The sequence below is a fragment of the Trichocoleus sp. FACHB-6 genome (assembly GCF_014695815.1).
Taxonomy (GTDB): domain Bacteria; phylum Cyanobacteriota; class Cyanobacteriia; order Cyanobacteriales; family FACHB-T130; genus Funiculus; species Funiculus sociatus.
Genome location: NZ_JACJOY010000127.1, coordinates 85,112 through 104,613, shown reverse-complemented (window position 1 = coordinate 104,613; position 19,502 = coordinate 85,112). Strand labels below are relative to the sequence as shown.

The 19,502-nt window shown below is 44.8% G+C and carries 10 protein-coding genes, 1 tRNA gene and 1 pseudogene; 6 read left to right on the top strand and 6 right to left on the bottom strand.

Translation table 11 applies throughout. The features are described from left to right. The first annotated feature begins 34 nt into the window (after positions 1–34). Positions 35–1,243, top strand: coding sequence for a DUF3747 domain-containing protein (locus H6F66_RS26135; RefSeq protein ID WP_190427846.1), 1,209 nt, complete (start codon positions 35–37; stop codon positions 1,241–1,243). A 19-nt stretch (positions 1,244–1,262) separates the two neighbouring features. Here H6F66_RS26135 and H6F66_RS26130 read toward each other — a convergent pair whose 3' ends face one another. The 3 genes and pseudogenes from H6F66_RS26130 to H6F66_RS26120 form a co-directional block, all read right to left on the bottom strand. Beyond that, positions 1,263–1,415, bottom strand: coding sequence for a hypothetical protein (locus H6F66_RS26130; protein WP_190427845.1), 153 nt, complete (start codon positions 1,413–1,415; stop codon positions 1,263–1,265). A gap of 47 nt (positions 1,416–1,462) precedes the next feature. Continuing rightward, positions 1,463–2,017 (bottom strand): annotated as a pseudogene (locus H6F66_RS28655) (GNAT family N-acetyltransferase). Positions 2,018–2,259: 242 nt separating this feature from the next. After that, positions 2,260–2,835 (bottom strand): DUF924 family protein, encoded by a 576-nt coding sequence (locus H6F66_RS26120; RefSeq protein ID WP_190427844.1) that lies wholly within the window; start codon positions 2,833–2,835, stop codon positions 2,260–2,262. Between the two features lie 257 nt (positions 2,836–3,092). Here H6F66_RS26120 and H6F66_RS26115 point away from each other — a divergent pair, with 257 nt between their 5' ends. The 3 genes from H6F66_RS26115 (at position 3,093) to H6F66_RS26105 (ending at position 10,988) form a co-directional block, all read left to right on the top strand. Beyond that, positions 3,093–8,702, top strand: a complete 5,610-nt coding sequence (locus tag H6F66_RS26115) for a PAS domain S-box protein (protein ID WP_190427843.1) — start codon at positions 3,093–3,095, stop codon at positions 8,700–8,702. A 128-nt stretch (positions 8,703–8,830) separates the two neighbouring features. Beyond that, positions 8,831–9,223 carry a response regulator gene (locus H6F66_RS26110; RefSeq protein WP_190427841.1) on the top strand — a complete coding sequence of 131 codons (393 nt, stop codon included), beginning with the start codon at positions 8,831–8,833 and terminating at the stop codon, positions 9,221–9,223. Between the two features lie 4 nt (positions 9,224–9,227). Then, positions 9,228–10,988, top strand: coding sequence for a diguanylate cyclase (locus tag H6F66_RS26105; protein WP_190427839.1), 1,761 nt, complete (start codon positions 9,228–9,230; stop codon positions 10,986–10,988). A gap of 25 nt (positions 10,989–11,013) precedes the next feature. Here the strand turns inward: H6F66_RS26105 and H6F66_RS26100 are convergent, their stop codons facing one another. Together H6F66_RS26100 and H6F66_RS26095 are read right to left on the bottom strand one after the other, a co-directional pair. Then, complete coding sequence (locus H6F66_RS26100; RefSeq protein ID WP_190427831.1) at positions 11,014–12,756, bottom strand: EAL domain-containing response regulator; 1,743 nt, start codon at positions 12,754–12,756, stop codon at positions 11,014–11,016. A gap of 33 nt (positions 12,757–12,789) precedes the next feature. After that, on the bottom strand, positions 12,790–17,331 hold the full coding sequence (locus H6F66_RS26095; protein ID WP_190427829.1) for a PAS domain S-box protein: 4,542 nt from the start codon (positions 17,329–17,331) through the stop codon (positions 12,790–12,792). Positions 17,332–17,652: 321 nt separating this feature from the next. On the opposite strand from H6F66_RS26095, the gene H6F66_RS26090 reads away from it, so the two are divergent. Together H6F66_RS26090 and H6F66_RS26085 are read left to right on the top strand one after the other, a co-directional pair. After that, complete coding sequence (locus H6F66_RS26090; RefSeq protein WP_190428029.1) at positions 17,653–18,612, top strand: threo-3-hydroxy-L-aspartate ammonia-lyase; 960 nt, start codon at positions 17,653–17,655, stop codon at positions 18,610–18,612. Between the two features lie 18 nt (positions 18,613–18,630). After that, positions 18,631–19,335, top strand: coding sequence for a Crp/Fnr family transcriptional regulator (locus H6F66_RS26085; protein WP_190427827.1), 705 nt, complete (start codon positions 18,631–18,633; stop codon positions 19,333–19,335). A gap of 12 nt (positions 19,336–19,347) precedes the next feature. Here the strand turns inward: H6F66_RS26085 and H6F66_RS26080 are convergent. Beyond that, positions 19,348–19,420 (bottom strand) — tRNA-Ala (locus tag H6F66_RS26080). Positions 19,421–19,502 lie beyond the last annotated feature (82 nt).

The following is a 19,502-nucleotide window of genomic DNA, read 5'->3' as shown; positions in this document are numbered from 1 at the left end:
AGATAAATCCATCTGAATCATTAAGCTCCTCACCATGACTTTGACTTCAAGCTCCTCCAAGCGTCTACTTCGGCGGTCAATTGCAGCCATAGCCACCGTAGTCTCAACACTAAATTTCGTAAACCCCAGCCACGCTGCCACTTTTGATCAAAAAGAAGTTGAACAATCTAAATTTATTGCCGTAGCCGCACCTTATGGCACAAATAGTCATCAACTATTGATTTTGGAACAGATATCAGACAAGCAGCAGTGCTGGAGCGAAAACGGCTCCAGCCCCGTCATAGTAGATCCGCTACTGGTGAACTTTGACTTCAGTGGCATTTGCGGACGCAGTACGGACAGCAACGGCTATTCTATCCGGATGGCAGGTACAGATTTGGGACTGAAGTACAGCTTCAACATCGTCAAAAGCGGTAATGACTTTGTGCTAGTTGGGAAAAATTTTAGCGATCGCAACGCCCCCGTCATCGAAATCGGTAGAGCTAACGGCATCAACAACGGCTTCGTGAAAATTAATCTCGATCCGGCTTGGCGGTTTGCCAAAAGAAGCTTCAACGGTAAAACACTAGGTCACGTCTATCTTACTAGCGACCAAGCACCACCCCCCGGATTTGGCGATGTTGCCACACCTCCAGGCGGAACCTCTTCCTTCCGAGACATCGCCACAGATGTCTATGCTAGAGAAATTGAACAAGCAGTATCCCTTGGATTCGTCGCCGGGTTCAAAGAAGACAATACCTTCCGCCCCCAAGTTTCTTTAACTAGAGAACAACTGGTATCTATGGTATTGGAATCATTAACCAAGCTACCGAGTGCTAACCTCACAATTCCCACCCAAGCATCATCCCGACCATATCCCGATGTCGATGCTACGCGCTGGAGTGCGGCTAAAATTCAATGGGCGCGGGATAACAAAATTGTCAGTGGCTATCAAGACGGCTCATTTAAACCCACCCAACCAGTCACCAGAGCCGAACTATTAGCAGTATTGCGACGTGCTGCGGAATTTGGGAAAAATATGCGCGGACTCCCCACAGAGCTTGCTGTCAAGAACTCAGCCAAAACCTTCTCAGACACAGAAAAACACTGGGCAGCATCACTGGTTAACCAAATGTCTTCTTATTGTAATGTTGCCTCCCCAGTAAATGAAACTGGCAGCAAGTTTGAGCCAAACTCTGCCACTCGTCGCAACTACGCCGCCGCCGCCACTTTGCGAATGCTTAACTGCGTTAAATCGGAATAAGGGGCTGGAACTGGGAACTTTATCCTCGTTCCCATCCCCTGCGGGAACGAGGTAATAAACCATCCACGCTTCTAGGCTTGCGATCGCTTGTAATATGCAACCGCGTGTAACCATCTGCCGCACTTAAATAACCAGTTTCATCCGCTACCGATTCCAACGCCTTTACCGTCATAGTTCCCACGCTTGGTAATTGAAATATTTTATCCTCGTTAAGAAGCGTTACTCCTGGGAATGATTCAGGCGAGGCAAAGCCTCCAGGTATTGCGAATTTTGTAAGATATCAATTGCATAAACGCGAATATTTTTTCCCCACAGTGTTGATTCTTTTTCGTAATTTAAACCAACTTTAATGGCAACTTTTTGAGACGCTATATTTCCCGGCTCTATTAACGATATAAGACGGTTACAACCAACTTTTTCAAATCCATAATCTCGAATTGCACAAGCCGCTTCTGTTGCCAAACCTTGCCCTCAGTATTCTTTGGCAAGTAGATAGCCAATTTCAACTTCTTGCTGTCCATCCACCAACTGGAGACTTAATCCGCATCTACCAATAAATTTATTATCGGCTTTGTAAATGGTTGCCCACAAACCGAACCCGTTTTTATCGTAACAATTGATTATCCGCTCAACCTGTTGCTTTGTCTCTTCGTATGTCTGCTTACTGGGATAGAACTTCATAACAACAGGATCGGCGTAAATTGTCGCTAAGTCGTCCGCGTCATCTAAGGTTAAATGTCGCAGAATCAATCGCGGTGTTTCAGCTACAATCATCTGCTTTTTGATTTGCTGTTATCAACAAAATTATTCCCAAAAGTAACGCCTTTTAACGAGAAAAACAAGAGGGCGCAACTACTCTCGTGCCAAGTATAGTTGCCCTCTTGTTCAAATTAAATGTTTCCTCCAAACCCGGTTTCTTCTTTGAAACCGGGTTTCTTACTAAGAGCGCGGCGCAACCCAACTTGCTTAGCCTGTCCAGGCTAGTAGGGGCGCGGTCGGGGGAGAGGTTTTTGGTGTTAAAAAGATGATCCGGGCTGCGTGAGAAATTCTGCCTCTTCGGGTGTTGACTTTCGACCCAAAATCAGATTTCGATGGGGAAAGCGCCCAAAACGCTCAATTACCTCCAAGTGTCGAACTGCGTAGGAGATAGTGTCAGCACTATCAGGGTCATCACTCAGTTGCTTAAACAACTCCAGCGACTGACGCTGATGATTCAAATCTTCACTGTGTTCAAAAGGTAAGTAAACAAACCATCGCTGCACTGGTAGCAGTTCTTTATCAAAATTATTAACTACAGCATACTTTGCTGCTGCAAGTGCTTGCGGGTCTGTGGCAAAGGCTTGGGCAGTACCTCTGAAGATGTTGCGAGGAAATTGATCCAACAAGATAATTAAAGCTAGGCAACTCTGGGGTGAAGACTTCCAGTAATCTAACTGACCCGCAGCTGCTAGTTCGTAGTCTTGTCGGAAGCGAGTTTGTATCTCTTGGTCAAACTCCGGTTTTTTTGTAAACCATACCTGACGCGGTTTGCCATAACCCGGCTCATCTTCTCGTCCAAACCAAAAATCTAAAATCTCATTGACTTGTGACATCAGTTTTTCCTGGGTGCTGCTGAGGATAGATGTTATAAAATATACGTTCTATAGCTCGACAGGGCAGGGAAGGAGGAAGTACAGTTTCAGCTTAATAGTATTCATAAAGGATAGAGAGCTTTGAGCAAAGTTCTCGGTGGAAGAGTATTTATTTATCTCAGTGAAAATTAAATCTGGAAATTTGGGCATCCTAAGTAGGTAGGACGATATAGCTAAATTTGAGTTTAAATTCACAGCGACCAATCCACTTTTAATATATGAATCACATAGATAACCAAGAGCTACTGCAAAAATTTATCCAGCGATCGCCTGCTGCGATCGCCATGTTCGACCACGAAATGCGTTACCTGCTTTGTAGCGATCGCTGGCGGACAGATTTTAGACTAAGCGGGGATATCAGCCAGCGATCGCTCTATGAGACGTTCAGGGAAGTTCCTGAAAGTTGGAACGACCAACTCTTAACCATCGAAAAGGGTGATGAAGAATTTATCAGGCGTTTGGATGGGACTGGGGACTGGGTAAAGTGGGAAGCCCAACCGTGGACTACAAGTGCAGATGAAATCGGCGGTATCATTATATTTACAGAAATCCTCAGCTCGCGCAAATGGGCAAAATCGGCGCTCAGACAGAGAGAGCAAAACTTCCAGTTGCTAGTCGAAGGCGTAAAAGACTATGCAATTATTAAGCTGGATACCAATGGACACGTTGTCAGCTGGAACGCCGGAGCCGAAAGGATTAAAGGGTATCAGTTAGAAGAAATTGTAGGACAGCATTTTTCCTACTTTTACCCGCCTGAAGAGATTGAGCTGGGAAAGCCGGAGCAAAATTTAGAACTAGCAGCAAAACTTGGTCGGTGCGAAAACGAAGGCTGGCGGGTGCGTAAGGATGGTACGCGGTTTTGGGCAAACGTAGTGATTACAGCTTTGCACGACAGGGAGGGAAATCTGCGCGGCTTCTCGAAAGTGACGCAGGACATCACCGAGCGCAAACAACAAGAAGAATCCCTACGGTTGCTGGAGAGAGCGATCGCATCTAGTAGCAATGGCATCGCGATCAGCGACACCATCCAGCCAGACAACCCGATTATTTATGTCAATCCCCGTTTTGAGCAGATGACTGGATATGCTGCGGCTGAAGTTATTGGTATCAATTGCCGCTTCTTGCAGGGAACAGACACAAATCAACTAGCGAGCGCTCAACTTAGAATGGCAATTGCTGAGGGCAGAGAGTGTAGTGCAGTCTTGCGGAATTATCGCAAAGATGGCACCCTTTTCTGGAACGAACTCCGGATTTCCCCGGTACGCAATCCCCAAGGCAAACTGACAAACTTTATTGGTATCCAAACAGACATCACCTACCGGGTGGAAGCTGAAGCAGCCTTACGGCAACTCTTGCAACGGGAATTGCTTTTAGGAGCAATGCAAGAGCGAATTCGCCAATCTTTGAAACTAGAAGATGTCCTCAACACCACTGTAGCGGAAGTTCGACAAGCTCTCCATGCCGACCGAGCAGCTATTTACCGCTTTGAGCCAGATGGGAGTGGTACTGTAGTTGTGGAATCGCTGGGTATCGGGGTTTCATCAACATTAGGCATCAATATTCAGGAAAATTACCAGTTATGCGATCGCACCAGCTTATCCAATTTTAGTGATCCTCTTGCCACCCCGTACCTCACAGGTGAGATTCAAGCTATTGAAGATATTTACATAGCGGGTTTAGAGCAGGCTCATGTTCAATTGCTAGAGCGGTTTCAGGTCAGAGCCAATCTGGTAGTGCCGATTTTCCAAGAAAGCGTTGCCACATTGAGCAGGGATTCTCGTTGGCATCAGGGAAGGTGGGAAAATGGTTCTACTTCCAACCTTGCAACTGTTAAACCTTCAAACTCCAAATTATGGGGACTGCTAATTGTCCATCACTGTCATGGAACCAGACAATGGCAAAACTGGGAAGTACAATTTCTCAAGCAGCTTTCCGTACAACTAGCGATCGCTATTCAGCAAGCTAACCTTTTCGAGCAGCTGCAAGCTGAACTCGCCCGTACTCAATCCGCAGAAACAGCATTGCGCGTTAGCGAGGAGCGACTACAAGCAATTTTAGATAACTCCACCGCCATGATCTACGTCAAGGATAGGGAAGGACGATTTATTTTGGTCAACCGTCTATTCCAAACCCTATTCCATCTCGACCGAGAGCAGATAGTTGGCAAAACCAACCACGAAATTTTTCCCAAAGAAGTAGCTGACGCTTTTCATACCACCGACCAGCAAGTAATCGCATCTGGAACTCCGATAGAGTTGGAAGAAGTCGCACCTGTCGAAGGTGTTTTACACAGCTACCTTTCAGTCAAGTTTCCCCTACAGGATGCTACTGGTGTCCCTTATGCAGTCTGCGGTATCTCCACCGACATCACCGAACGCCAGCAAGCTCAAGAAAGCTTGCGACGCACTAATTCGCTTTTGAAGGCGCAGCAAGAAGCAGCACTCGATGGCATTTTGGTGATAGACGAGAACAGAAAAGTCGCCTCGTACAATCGTCGCTTCAAAGAATTGTGGCAAATCCCCGACGAAGTGATGAAGTCTGGGGACGACAGACAACTGCTAGGCTATGTACTCTCAACCCTGGTGCAGCCACAAGAGTTTATTGCCAAAGTCGAGTATTTATATGCTCATCCAACTGAATCTAGCCGCGATGAAATTTCCTTAAATGATGAGCGCATTTTTGACCGTTACTCATCCGCGGTGCTTTCCCCAGAAGGAGATGATTATGGCAGAATTTGGTACTTCCGAGATATCACAAGACGCAAACAAGCTGAAGAGGATTTGCACAAGTCTAACCAGCAAATCAACAAGATATTAGAAAGCATCAACGATGCTTTTCTTTCCTTAGATCGGGAGTGGCGGTTCACCTACATAAATTCACGAGCCGAGCAGCTTTTGTTGAGAACCAAGGATGAGTTAATTGGCAAAAATATATGGGATGAATTTCCAGAGGCTGTTAACTCCAACTTCTACTCGCAGTATCACAAAGCTGCTACCGAACAAGTCACGGTTGAGTTTGAGGAATTTTATTCACCATTAAACACCTGGTATCAGGTGCGAACTTATCCCTATGCCGATGGTTTATCAGTTTATTTCCACGATATCAACGAGCGCAAACAAGCCGAGACAGTACAGATACAGTTAAACGCATCTATACAAGAAAGGGAAGAAAGATTCCGAACCCTAGTTGCTAATATTCCTGGTGCTGTTTACCGTTGCGCCTGTGATGCTAACTGGACAATGGAGTTTATCAGTGATGCGATCGCAGGAATTTCTGACTACCCGGCTAGTGACTTTATTAACAATCAAGTACGCACCTTTGCCAGCATTATCTATCCCGAAGACGTGGCGATGGTGGAGAAAACTATTTTAGAAGGGGTGTCAGCAAAACAGCCTTACATTATCGAGTATCGGGTTATTCGAGCTGATGAAACTGTCAGATGGGTTTATGAAAAAGGTCAGGGTATCCTTAATAAGGAAGGAGAATTAATTCGCCTTGATGGGGCGATTTTTGATATCACTGAGCGCAAAGCTGCTGAGGCAGAATTACGCGATTTAGGATCTGCCCTGGAAAATGCCGTTGAAGGGATCTCGCGCCTAGACACCCAAGGGCGCTACCTGGCTGTCAACCGAGCCTACGCCAGCGCTGCTGGATACCAACCAGAAGAAATGATTGGTATGGAATGGCCCTTAACTGTACATCCTGAAGATGTAGAAAAGATGATAGCTGCCTATGAACAAATGCTCAAAGATGGCAAGGTAGAAGCTGAAGCCAGGGGTGTGCGTAAAGACGGCTCTATTTTTTATAAGCAATTAGTGATGATCTGTGCTTACGATTCGCAACGGCGTTTTATCGGACATCACTGCTTTATGAAGGACATCACTGAACGCAAAGCCGCTGAGGAAGCCTTGCGCCAAAGCGAAGTGTTACGCGAAAGCGAGGCGAAAACTCGCGCCCTTCTAGACGCTATTCCAGATGCGATGTATCGCATGAACAAAGAGGGCATTTTTCTAGATTTCAAAGCCGCTAAGAACGATCCTATGGAGATGAGTGCTGATGCTGTTGTTGGCAAAAATATTTATGATGTTTTGCCCATGAGTGTAGCTCAAGCTGCTTTACACTATAGCGCGATCGCTCTTTCCACCAACAAAGCACAAGTGTTTGAATATCAAATGCCCAAAGGCAAAAAGATTGAGACTTATGAGGCTAGAGTTGTAGTCAATGGACCGGATGAAGTGCTGGCAATTGTGCGCGATATTACTGAGCGCAAGGAGGTAGAGCGATTGAAAAACGAATTTGTCTCAATTGTTAGCCATGAATTGAGAACGCCGCTGACTTCAGTTCGCGGTTCTTTGAGTTTAATTAGTGGCGGCGTGGCGGGTGAAATTCCCCCACAGGCAAAAGCCTTGGTAGACATTGCTTATAAAAATAGCGAACGTCTGATCCTGCTGATTAATGACATTTTGGATATCGAAAAGATTGAATCCGGTAAAATGGATTTCCATCTCACGCCGCTGGATCTGATGCCATTAGTGCAGCAGGCAATAGACGTGAATCGTGGCTATAGCGAACAGTTTGGCGTGCAGTTGGTGTTGGAGCCGCAACTAACGGATGCTATGGTGAATGTAGATCGCGATCGCTTGATGCAGGTGATCACTAACCTGCTCTCCAACGCCGCCAAATTCTCTCCCCGCAATGGCCAAGTCAAAGTCTGTGTCTCCCGCTTAAACCCAGAAGATAGAAGTCCAGACTTATTGGCAACTGATAATATTTATCCTACCTATTGCCTCCTGCCTTCTTCCTCCTTCATTCGCGTTGCCATCACCGACCAAGGTACGGGCATCCCCGAAGAATTTCGTTCCCGGATCTTTAAGAAGTTTGCCCAAGCTGATTCCTCAGATACCCGTCAAAAGGGCGGAACTGGCTTGGGTTTGAGCATTTGCAAAGCGATTGTCGAAAAACTCGGCGGACAAATTGGCTTTACCACCACTACCAATGTCGGCAGCACCTTCTATTTTGACTTACCAGAATGGCAGGATGCACTTGTGCCAATTGTATCCAGCTCAAACTCATCTGACAGCCTCCGCATCTTAGTGTGTGAAGACGACCCTGATATTGCCCAATTGCTCTGGCTAATGCTAAAGCAAGAGGGTTTGAGCGCAGATATCGCTTATAGTGCAGCACAAGCCAAGCAGCTACTGGGCCAAAACCGCTATGCAGCAATGACAGTGGATCTGGCATTACCCGGTCAAGACGGTATTTCATTGATCCGCGAGTTGCGGGAGGCGCAAAACACCCACAGCCTGCCAATTGTTGTGGTTTCTGCCAAGGCGCAGCAAGGGCGGCAGGAATTCAACGGCGGCTTGGCGGTGATAGACTGGCTGGATAAACCAATCGATCAACAGCGATTGATGGCAGCAGTCCGGCAAGCAGTGCGACAACAAACTGGCACCCAGCTACAAATTTTGTATGTAGAGGACGATCCGGATTTAACCCAAGTCGTCTCAAAAATTTTGCAGACCCTAGCCGAAATTGACTCAGCTAAGAATCTTCAGGAGGCAAAATACAAGCTACGGACAAATACTTACGACCTGGTTATTCTAGACCTAAGTTTACCTGATGGTTCTGGTCTGGAGTTGCTACCTTACCTAAACAATCAGGCTCGCGTCCCGATTCCAGCAGTGGTTTTCTCTGCCAATACAGTTGGTATTGAAGCCGCGAATCATGTGGCTGCGGCACTCGTAAAATCCCGCACCTCAAATCAGCAACTGCTGGATACCATCAAATCCTTAATTGGGCGCAGTGACTCGATAAATACCCTTAAATAACCGTAGCCAGTTACGCTGACAAAATGCCAGATTAGAAATGCAAATTAAAAATGGCTAAGAAACTCTTAAATTTTTAATTTGTTTTCTTCAGCACACTCTTTTTTGGAAGTACAACTTAGAGAAACGCTTTGTCTACCCCACCTCTAAACCGGATTTTGTTTGTGGAAGATGACCCAGATATCCAAACTGTTGCCAGCTTGGGTTTGCAGGCTGTCGGCGGTTTTACTGTGCAAATATGTAGTTCTGGCAGTGAAGCAATTCAAGCCGCGCCAACTTTTGCCCCAGATTTGATTCTGCTTGATGTGATGATGCCGGGTATGGACGGTATTAGTACGCTAAAGGCTCTACGCGAACTAAGAGAAACTTTAACTACTCCTGTGATTTTTTTGACTGCCAAAGTCCAAACTCACGAAGTAGCTTCCTATAAACAACTCGGCGTTTTGGATGTAATTGCAAAGCCGTTTGACCCGATGACTCTTTCTGCAACTCTTAATCGCTTGTGGTCTCAGTACCATGTTTAATTCTGTGAAAAATCCACAAGAACAACTAAACGCCTTACGTATTGCTTACACGCAGCAACTACCAAGTCGAGTTGAGCAGATTGAAGCTATGTGGAATCAGCTGCTTGCAAGTTTGGAAAAGAGTATCGCAGTGGAGGAGGGGGAGAGTGGGAGAGTGGGAAAAGATAATACTAAATTCCTCTTCTCACCTCATCACCCCATCACCGCCTCACCGCCTCTGCCCCTCTCCGAAGCTTCCTCACTTTTGGTAACGCTGCACAACTTAACACACCGTCTGGCTGGATCGGGCGCTACATTTGGCTTTCTAACGTTAGGCAATGCCGCCCGAACATTGGAACTTGTTTTCAAAGCGATGCTGGAATGTGGGGATTTGCCAACTTCGGAACAGCAAGCACAAATTTTGGTGCTGCTAGGGGTATTGAAACACGCGGCGAGTGAAATTTGTTTACTGTCCACTCAAGAATTGTCGGTAAACCTGCCGCTGACACTTCCTCCCCTACCGGAGTCAGACAATCGGCTGATTTTTCTGGTTGAAGACGATCCGCTTTTGTCACAGGATTTAGTGTTGCAAATTGGTTGTTTTGGTTATGATGTTCGCGCCTTTAACGAGTTTGTTGAACTTCAGGACGCGATCGCTCAAACACCTCCAGCAGCAGTCATCATGGATGTGGTGTTCCCTGAAGACAATTTGGCAGGCCCGAAAACTATCACCCAAATCCAGAAAGGGCGCGAACAACCTTTGCCAGTTGTATTTATCTCTTGCAGAAACGATCTGACGGCGCGTTTGCAGGCGGTGAGGGCAGGTGGGAAGGCATATTTCCCTAAGCCAATTAATATCGGCGAGTTGATTGATGCTTTGGATTCGCTGACGGCACCGCAAACCCCAGAACCGTATCGAATTTTAATTGTTGACGATGATGCGTCTTTGGCTACTTTCTATAGCTTAACTTTAGAGCAGGCGGGGATGATGACGGTAGCGATCGCTGATCCTTTGCAGGTGATGCAGCCTTTGATTGAGTTTAGACCGGATTTGATTTTGATGGATATGTATATGCCGGGTTGCGATGGCTTGGAATTGGCATCGGTGATCCGTCAGCAACCTGCTTATATGGGGATTCCGATTGTGTTTCTCTCGGTAGAGACTGATTTTAATAAGCAGCTGACGGCGATTCAGCTAGGCGGGGACGATTTTTTGACTAAGCCGATTTTGCCACACCATCTGGTGGCGTCGGTGATGCCGCGAGTGCAGCGATCGCGTCTTTTACGTTCTGTGATGGTGCGCGATAGTTTGACGGGGCTACTTAATCATACGACTATCAAAGAGCAATTAAGTATTGAAGTGCAACGGGCTAGCCGGGAAAATACCACAGTCGCCTTTGCCATGATTGATATTGATGATTTTAAGTCAGTTAATGATACCTATGGGCATTTGACAGGCGATCGCGTTTTGAAAAGTCTCTCCCGTCTATTGCAGCAGCGTTTGCGTAAAACTGACATTACTGGTCGTTACGGCGGTGAAGAATTTGCTATCATCTTGCCGCATACAGATGGTCTAACAGCAGTCAAGGTGCTCAATCGCATCCGGGAAGGCTTTGCCAAAGTTCGGCAACAGTCTGAAGGTGCTGAATTTTCCGTCACTTTTAGCTGTGGTGTTGCTGTTTTTCCCAGCGTGGTTGATGCGACGCAACTCAATGAAGCCGCAGACAAAGCACTCTACGAAGCCAAACGACACGGACGAAATAAAGTTGTTATTGCTAATTCCTAATAGCTAATTGCTATTAGGAATCTCCTTAAATTAAAATAGGAATCGGCAGTCTCTTACCTTTCCACAGTAGTTTTTCCAATTCTTCCGGTGGTACAGGGCGACAAAACAAATATCCTTGGACTTCATCACAATTATGTTGGCAAAGAAAAAATACTTCTTCTGCCGCTTCTACTCCCTCAGCAATCACTTTTAAATTCAATTTTTGTGACATTTGAATAATTGCCATAGTGATGTTTTTACATCTAGCATCAGTGTTAATATTCCGGATGAAACTCCGGTCTATTTTTAGAGTAGAAAAAGGAAATTTTTTGAGATAACTTAAAGAAGAATATCCAGTTCCGAAATCATCAATAGATATTTCAATTCCTAAAAGCTTCAACTTATTTAATGTCTTGATAGCTGCTGATTCATTTTGGGTTAATACGCTTTCAGTAATTTCTAATTCCAAAAATTGCGGAGCCAGACCTGTGTTATTTAAGATTTCGACTATACTCTCACCCAAGTTTGCTTGATTGAATTGTCTGCATGACAAATTAACTGCCACTCGTAAAGAAGAAAAACCAGCGGTTTGCCATGCTTTAGTTTGAGCGCAAGCAGTTTTTAAAACCCATTCGCCAATGGGCATAATCAAGCCTGTTTCTTCTGCCAATGGTATAAATGTTGCCGGAGAAATTAGCCCTAATTCTGGATGTTGCCAACGTATTAACGCTTCTACCCCAACAATATTTCCGGTTTTTAATTCGACTTGCGGCTGATAGTATACCTGAAATTCTTCTCGTTCTAAGGCACGGCGCAAGCTAGATTCTAGGGCCAATTGATCGACAGAATCAGCCTGCATATCTGATGTGTAAAACTGATAAGTATTCCCCCCTTGCTTTTTAGCCCCGAATGTTGCTAGAGAAGCATTTTTAATTAAAGTGTCAATGTCACCACCATCCGACGGATAGCGCGAGATGCCAATGCTGGCGGTGATAAACACTTCGTGACCCTCCAGCATAAAAGGTTGAGAAATTGTATTTAAAATGTCGTGGATAACGCCAACATCTGATTTGGTTTTGTCATCAGTTAGAAGAATAATTGCAAATATATCGGCTTGCAAGTGAGCAACAAAGTCGCCGCTACTAACACACATTGTCAGGCGTTCGGCCACAGACTTAAATAGCAAGTCGCCTAGTGTATAGCCTAGAACGTCGTTGACGCGGCTAAATCTATCTAAACTAATAGATAGAATACTAATAGAAGATTGGCTTGGTAACTTGTCTATATGAGCAATCACTTGATAGAACTGTTCTTGTAGTGACAAGCGATTGGGCAGGCCGGTCAAGTTATTATAATATACCAGGTGATTGACTTTTTCTTCTGTATGTTGTAATTCAGTTGAGTAATGTTCAAACATTACTGTTTGTTTTTTGAATCTAGCAGCGATCGCGCCCAATAATTCATCTCTGGTAAACGGTTTTGTAAGATAATCATCAGCCCCCAGTTCCATACCCTGACGTAGATCGGATTTGGTAGATTTGGCAGTTAGAAAAATAAAAGGAATCATAGCCGTGGCTGGATTTTGACGCAGTTCTCTCAATACACCGTATCCATCCAGTTCCGGCATTGTGACATCACAAATAATTAAGTCCGGTTGGTTTTTTATTGCCAATTTTACCCCGACTTTACCATTTTCTGCGCCTATCACATCGAAATTCTCAGCTATTAGAAGGGCGCTCATTCCAGCTAAAACTGGTTCTTCATCTTCAATAACTAAAATCTTGTTCATTTTTGCCGGTTTCTCCCTGACCCTGTTAAGTTTTTATTGATATGGCAACTTGACTACAAACTTCGTTCCTAGCCCTAATTGACTGTTTACGCTAATTTCTCCTTGGTGTAATTTAACACATTCTTTAACTATCGCCAGCCCCAATCCAGTGCCGGGAATAGTACCTACATTAGTAGCCCGATGGAAGCTTTCAAATAAATGTTGTTGGTCTTCTATGGGAATACCGATGCCCTCATCTTGGACTTCAAAAACTAATTTTTCATTTTGAAAATAATAGGAAAAATTAATTACACCTCCTTGGGGAGAATATTTCATAGCATTTGAAAGTAAGTTTGTAAAAATTTGCCGCAAAAGTTGTTCATCTACATAAACTTGTTGAAAGCAGCTAGAGCTTTGCAACATAATAGTCTGTTGGCTACCTGCTGTAAGTTGCATTTCGCTCACTAAGTCGCGGCAGAAAACATCTATATTTAGAAACGTTGGACTAAATTGTAGTTTTCCAATTTCGGCTTTCCCGATGATTAAAACATCATTTAGCAGATTAGTCATATTTTTGATAGCAGTTTGAATGCGGAGAAAATACTGGCGTTTTTGCTCCTCATCCCACTTATGGTGATAGTGTTCTAACAATTCGGTATAAAGCAAAATAGTGCTTAGGGGAGTACGGAACTCATGGGAAACCATTGAGACGAAGCGAGATTTTAGTTCGTTGAGTTCTTTTTCTTTTTCCAGTGATGAACGGATTTCTGAGTCGGCTTTTTTGCGCTCAGTGATGTCGCGACTTATGCCGCGATAACCTTGCAGTACACCTTGGCATTCAAAAACAGGCGAACCGCTGCTTTCTAAAACAATTGAGTGACCGTTTTTGTGAATTACAGTTTTTTCTAGGTTGGAGAAGGGTTGCTGTGCAGAAACATAGTAGTTGAGAACTGATTGAAATCGGTTTGCCTCATCCGGCAACATAAAATTGAAAGTAGTCTTACCAAGAATTTCCCCAACTTGATAGCCTGCAATTTCAGAGGCTTTTGGGCTGACGTAGGTAAAGACACCATTGCTATCAATTTCCCATACCCAATCGTTGGTTTGTTCGACAAGATTGCGATACTTCTCCTCACTCTCTCGTAGTGCTTGCTCGGCTTGCAGGCGTTCGGTGATGTCAGTAAAGATGGCAATTGACCCAACAACTTGACCGGAAGTATCTTTGATGGCATCTGTACGGAGGGAAATTTGGATGATGCAGCCGCTACGCGATCGCATCTCTACTTCACCTCTCCAAGATTTGCCGCTCCTGACGGTGGCGAACACCTCTTGGTTAACTGCTTTTTGGGTGAACAGTAGCGCTAGACCTCCAGAGGTGTCCAATTCATCCAATGCGTAGCCGAATAAGTTGCGAAAAGCTTCATTAATATAGATGGGTTCAGCATTTACACCAGATATCCCAATAGCATCGCTAGATTTTTCCACAGCGGCGCTGATGCGTAAAAGAGTCTGCTGTGCCGACTTGCGTTCGGTGATATCTTCTGCAAGCCCGGTGATGCGGCAGATTTCTCCGGCGGCGTTCCGGACGGGAAAGGCGCGATCCCAGATCCAGCGAACCGAACCATCGGGGCGCACAATTCGATATTCTTCGTTTAAAGTCCCTTGGGGATTGTTACGAATGAGAGCAAGGATGCGATCGCGATCCTCTGGATGGATTGATTCCACCCAAGATTTAGGTTCCTGATACAAACTCTCGCAGGTGCGACCCCATATTTTCTCGAATGCGGGGCTGATGTAGATAACCTGGCTGTTATCAGGGTTAGTCATCCAGAACACTTCATCAATATTTTCTGCCAGCTGGCGGAACCGTTCCTCACTCTCTCGCAGCGCCAACTCCGCAAGTGTGCGTTGTTGGTACATAGATATTGCCGTTGCTGCCGCTCGGAGAATATCCACATCTGATGAAGCCCAGGAGCGAGCTTCATGGCAATTATCAAAGCCAATAAAGCCAAACAACTTATCATTAACAATCATAGGCAAAACTAAAATCGAAAGAATCCCCTGCGGTTCTAAAATCTGACGCTCTGACTCTGGAAATTTCGCCACTACCCCAGAAACGATTTTCCCCCGCGCCAATAGGTTAGCCCAGCGAGGAAAATAGTCATTATAAGAGAGGTTTTGCAGCAAAGGATTGTCAATTTCGGGGTTGACACCCTCGGCGCACCACTCGGCACGCTGACTCATCCGCAGACAACCCGATTCATCTGTGTGGTTCTCGAACACGTAAATCCGGCTGGCACGCGAAACCGCCCCCAGCGTTTTCAACACCTGTTTGTAGCAGCTTTCTTTGTTGTTGGAAACCAATAACCGACGCCCAATTGCAACCAATGCTGCCCAGTGGCGTTCGCGCTTTGCCAGTGCTTTCTCAGCGGCTTTGCGTAGAGTGATATCCCGACCGACTGCCTGGAATTCGACAAACTGACCAAATTCGTTAAATATTGCCCGGTTTGTCCACTGCTGAATGCAAATCTCCTTGCTTGGCATTACTACCTGATGTTCGTAACTCAGTACTGATTTTTCTGGGGTAAGAAAAGCCATTTCCTGTGTTATCCATTCTTGCTTCTCTTCTAACATAAAGGGAGCAAAAGTTTGCCCGACTAACTCTTCGGGCTGTTTGTTGAAGAAACGACAGTAAGCGTCGTTGACGAAACTTAGGGTTCCGTCAGGCAAAAAGCGACAGATCATTTCCGTTTGATCTTCAACAACTGCACGATATCGCGCCTCACTTTCTTGCAGTGCAACTTCTGCTTGTTTACGCTCAGTAATGTCGTGGAAGTAAACGCTTAAGCCATCTTCATAAGGATAAACTTGTAACTGATACCAGGTATTTGATGACCCATAAAATGTCTCAAAATGAATTGTAATATTTTCGGATACAGCTTTGTGATATTGCTTTATTAAGCTAGAATTAGCTACCTCTGGCAACTCGTCCCAGATACATTTGCCAATTAATTCGTCTCTGGTTTTTAATAAGTACTGCTCGGCTTTTGAGTTTAAGTAAGTGAAGCACCACGATTTATCGAGGGCAAAAAAAGCATCTGTGATACTTTCTAAAATTTTAATAGTCCGCTGATTTGACTTTTCTAATTCTGCTTCGGCTCGCTTGCGTTCAGTGATATCAAAGATTGCCCCGTCGAGCCAAAGTACGCTCCCATCATCACCAAAGAATCCTTGACCTCTATCATAGACCCATCTGATGCTGCCATCTGCTCGAATAATCCGATATTCAGCGAGAAACAGTTGTCCCTCTTTCACGGCTTTCAAAACTAAATTTTCACAATTGGCTGTGTCTTCGGGATGAATAATACTAGCGAAAGTGCGAATTTTGTTGTGAATAAAGTCACTAGGTGGATAGCCAGAAATTTCTGCGATCGCATCGCTGATAAACTCCATTGTCCAGTCCGAATCGCAGCCAGAGCGATAAACTACGCCGGGAATATTGGAAACTAAGGAGCGGAACCGTAGTTCGCTTTCCTGCAAAGCAAATTCAGCTTGCTTGCGCTCCGTGATATCGTTCAGCCTACCGGAAGTACCCAATATCGCATTGTCGTCAGCCAATGTCAGACTTACATGAACCTCAATCCATCTGTAATCACCATCTTTTGTCAAGTACCTAATCTCATGTTTGCAATATTCTTTCTCTCGATTAATCAATAGTTGAAATAGCTCTATATTATGTTGGCGCTCCTCAGGATGGATATAATTTAGAAAATTTGTATCGATGCTTTCTTCGATGCTGAATCCAGTAATTTCTGTCCATGCAGGATTTAAAAATGTCCATATACCTGCTGTATCTGTCTGGAAAAATACTTCTTTAACGTTGTCAACAACCGACTTATACTGTCTCTCTCTTGCTAAGAGAGTCTTAAAACTATCCTGCTCCTCGGCAACTTTAACTGATAGGGTTTCATAAGGTTTTTTTAGGTCATTTGCAGGCGTTTCTACTGGAATTGCTAATTTTTCCTCTGCCTGTTGCCAGCTTGCTTCTAATTGCTGGTGTCGGCTTGCGTTTGGGGCTATAATCCCGATTTTATCGCTACCTTTTGAGCTATCCTGGGTGACGCTGCTCAAATTTTCCCCTTTCGGAGATTTCAAATTGGCAAATGTAGAATTAAGATTTGAAATTTCTTTTTCCAGCACTCGGCAAATACTTTGAGGGGTGATTACTCCCAATATTTGATCGCGTTCGCCTACTATAGGCAGATGGTGAATTTGATGTTGTTGCAATAGTGAAGATAATATAAAAATATCCGGTAAATTTGATATATTTAGAGTAATAACGGGTGCCGTCATCACATCAGCAACTTTAACATTTTCTAAAGAACTTTGTGCTAGGTTAAGGGGTATAATACTATGCTCGCTAAACAACCCAACTAACCGGGATTCCTCCATCACTAAAGCACACCTGCTCGAATCTCCAGACTGAAGACTAGCTATGACTTCTGGTAGAGGGTTGTCACGAGCAACAGTTAACAAGTGACGGTCAATTGCTTGTTCTAAAACTAAAGAACAATTGGGCTGGTTGTGGAGTTGCATAACAGTAAAGATTAAAATGCCCTGTTCGGGTGTCTTCAGTTTGTTGAGAGGGGAGATAAGATTAAAAAATGTAGTGGATTTTAACTAATTTTTGTGTTTGCTGCTAAATAAAAAAAACTTACAGCTTTTGTCTGCACAAAAAAGCAGTAGAAAATTAGATATTTTTGGCTTACATTTGGTAAGCTTACGGGAAAAGATAAAAGAAAAAATCTCTACTTAGAGTAAGTTTATAATTTTTACTCAGGAATGCCAACCAAGGATGCGATCGCGATCGCATCCTTGGCTGACAAGGAACCCCCAATTACCAATCCAAAATCCAAAATGGTATTATCCGTTACCATCGCCGACGTGGAAGCTGCTGCGGTGCGCCTTAGCGGTATTGCCCACCGTACACCTGTGTTGACCTCAAAAACTGTCAATCAGCGCACAAACTCCCAGGTGTTCTTCAAGTGCGAGAATTTTCAACGCACAGGTTCGTTTAAGTTTCGGGGTGCGTACAATGCAATGGCGCAGTTATCAAAAGCACAAAAGCAAAGCGGCGTTTTGACGTATTCATCGGGAAATCATGCCCAAGCGATCGCGCTTGCTGGACAACTGCTAGGCATTCGCACTACCATCATCATGCCTGATGATGCACCAGCAGTGAAGCAAGCCGCAACTCGCGGTTATGGTGCTGAAGTAATTTTGTACAATCGTCAGGAAACGACGCGGGAAGCTTTGGCGAAAGATATGGTCAGCGATCGCCATCTCACCCTAATTCCCCCCTACGATCATCCTCATGTGGTAGCAGGACAAGGTACAACAGCTTTAGAACTGATTGAGGAAGTTGGAAAATTAGACTTAGTGCTAGTTTGTTGCGGTGGCGGTGGTTTATTATCCGGCTGCGCGATCGCTACCAAAGCTTTTTCACCCAATTGTCGAGTCATCGGCGTAGAACCCGAACGCGCCGACGATGCTACGCGATCGTTTCACACCAAAACGCTGCATACTGTTACCAATCCTGACACCATCGCCGATGGCGCACGCACCCCCTGTTTAGGGAAAATTACCTTTCCGCTGGTGTTGCATTATGTTGATGATATGGTGACAGTTTCTGAAGAAGCCATCCGCAGCACCATGTTTTTCTTGTGGCTCCGCCTAAAGATTGTCGTAGAACCCACAGGCGCTTTAGCAGCAGCTGCTTTACTTTCAGGAGTTGTTACAGATGCAAAGATTGGTGTCATCATCACTGGGGGAAATGTGGATATGACACAAATTGGTAACATTTTCCTAGCCCGCTAAATGTAACACTAAGAGATAATGCAGGCAACAGTTGAGCAACTTTCTGAGATTCGGGTTTTTGTGGATCTAACTCCTGCGGAATTAGAACATTTACAACCTTACACCCAAGTACAGAAATATAGCAAAGGGGAGATAGTCTTACATGAAGGCGATCGCTTACCTCCTAAACTATACGCCCTGCTGGGTGGCTCTTTGCAAATCACCAAAACTGCAACAACAGGCAAAGAAACGATTCTGCGTACCCTACCACCGGGGGAAATTTTCGCTGCACCTGCCTTATTGGGTGATGGAATTTCTCCGGCGATGGTAACAGCTGAGCGTGATTCAATAATTCTTACAGTACAACGAGATGCCCTCTTAGAGGCAATTAGGCAAACCCCAGAAATTTCCTTGCGAATGCTGATGGTTTTCAATTCTCGATTGCAACAACTCCATGACACAGTGCATGGATTGGTTTCTGAAAGGGCAATTGTACGCTTAGCGCGGTTTATTCAGTATTTTGCATCTCAAGGAACTGAATCAACCCCCACTGGCGCATCTTTGAAGGTGAAGCTTTCCTATTATCAAATAGCGCGGAGTATTGGCATCACTTACGAGGAGTGCGTGCGAATGTTCAAGAGTTTGAAGTCGGTTGTGACTTACAGTCGCGGTGGTAAGATTACAGTGTTGGATGCGGAAAAATTAGAAGCGATCGCTTCCGGCACCTCAGAACTCCATGCTTGAGAGAGTGCGAAATGGAGGTTAGCGGACTCGAACCGCTGACATCCTGCTTGCAAAGCAGGCGCTCTACCAACTGAGCTAAACCCCCGAAATTTCAGTAGGAACTAAACCCACTTTTGTTATAGTAGCTCATATCTTTGGATGAGTAAAGGGGGTAAAGGAAAAAATAT

Excerpts from the sequence above, each read along its gene's own strand:
- H6F66_RS26135 (WP_190427846.1), top strand. The coding sequence starts at position 35 with ATGACTTTGACTTCAAGCTCCTCCAAGCGTCTACTTCGGCGGTCAATT.
- H6F66_RS26130 (WP_190427845.1), bottom strand. The coding sequence starts at position 1,415 with ATGACGGTAAAGGCGTTGGAATCGGTAGCGGATGAAACTGGTTATTTA.
- H6F66_RS26120 (WP_190427844.1), bottom strand. The coding sequence starts at position 2,835 with ATGTCACAAGTCAATGAGATTTTAGATTTTTGGTTTGGACGAGAAGAT.
- H6F66_RS26115 (WP_190427843.1), top strand. The coding sequence starts at position 3,093 with ATGAATCACATAGATAACCAAGAGCTACTGCAAAAATTTATCCAGCGA.
- H6F66_RS26100 (WP_190427831.1), bottom strand. The coding sequence starts at position 12,756 with ATGAACAAGATTTTAGTTATTGAAGATGAAGAACCAGTTTTAGCTGGA.
- H6F66_RS26095 (WP_190427829.1), bottom strand. The coding sequence starts at position 17,331 with ATGCAACTCCACAACCAGCCCAATTGTTCTTTAGTTTTAGAACAAGCA.
- H6F66_RS26090 (WP_190428029.1), top strand. The coding sequence starts at position 17,653 with ATGGTATTATCCGTTACCATCGCCGACGTGGAAGCTGCTGCGGTGCGC.
- H6F66_RS26085 (WP_190427827.1), top strand. The coding sequence starts at position 18,631 with ATGCAGGCAACAGTTGAGCAACTTTCTGAGATTCGGGTTTTTGTGGAT.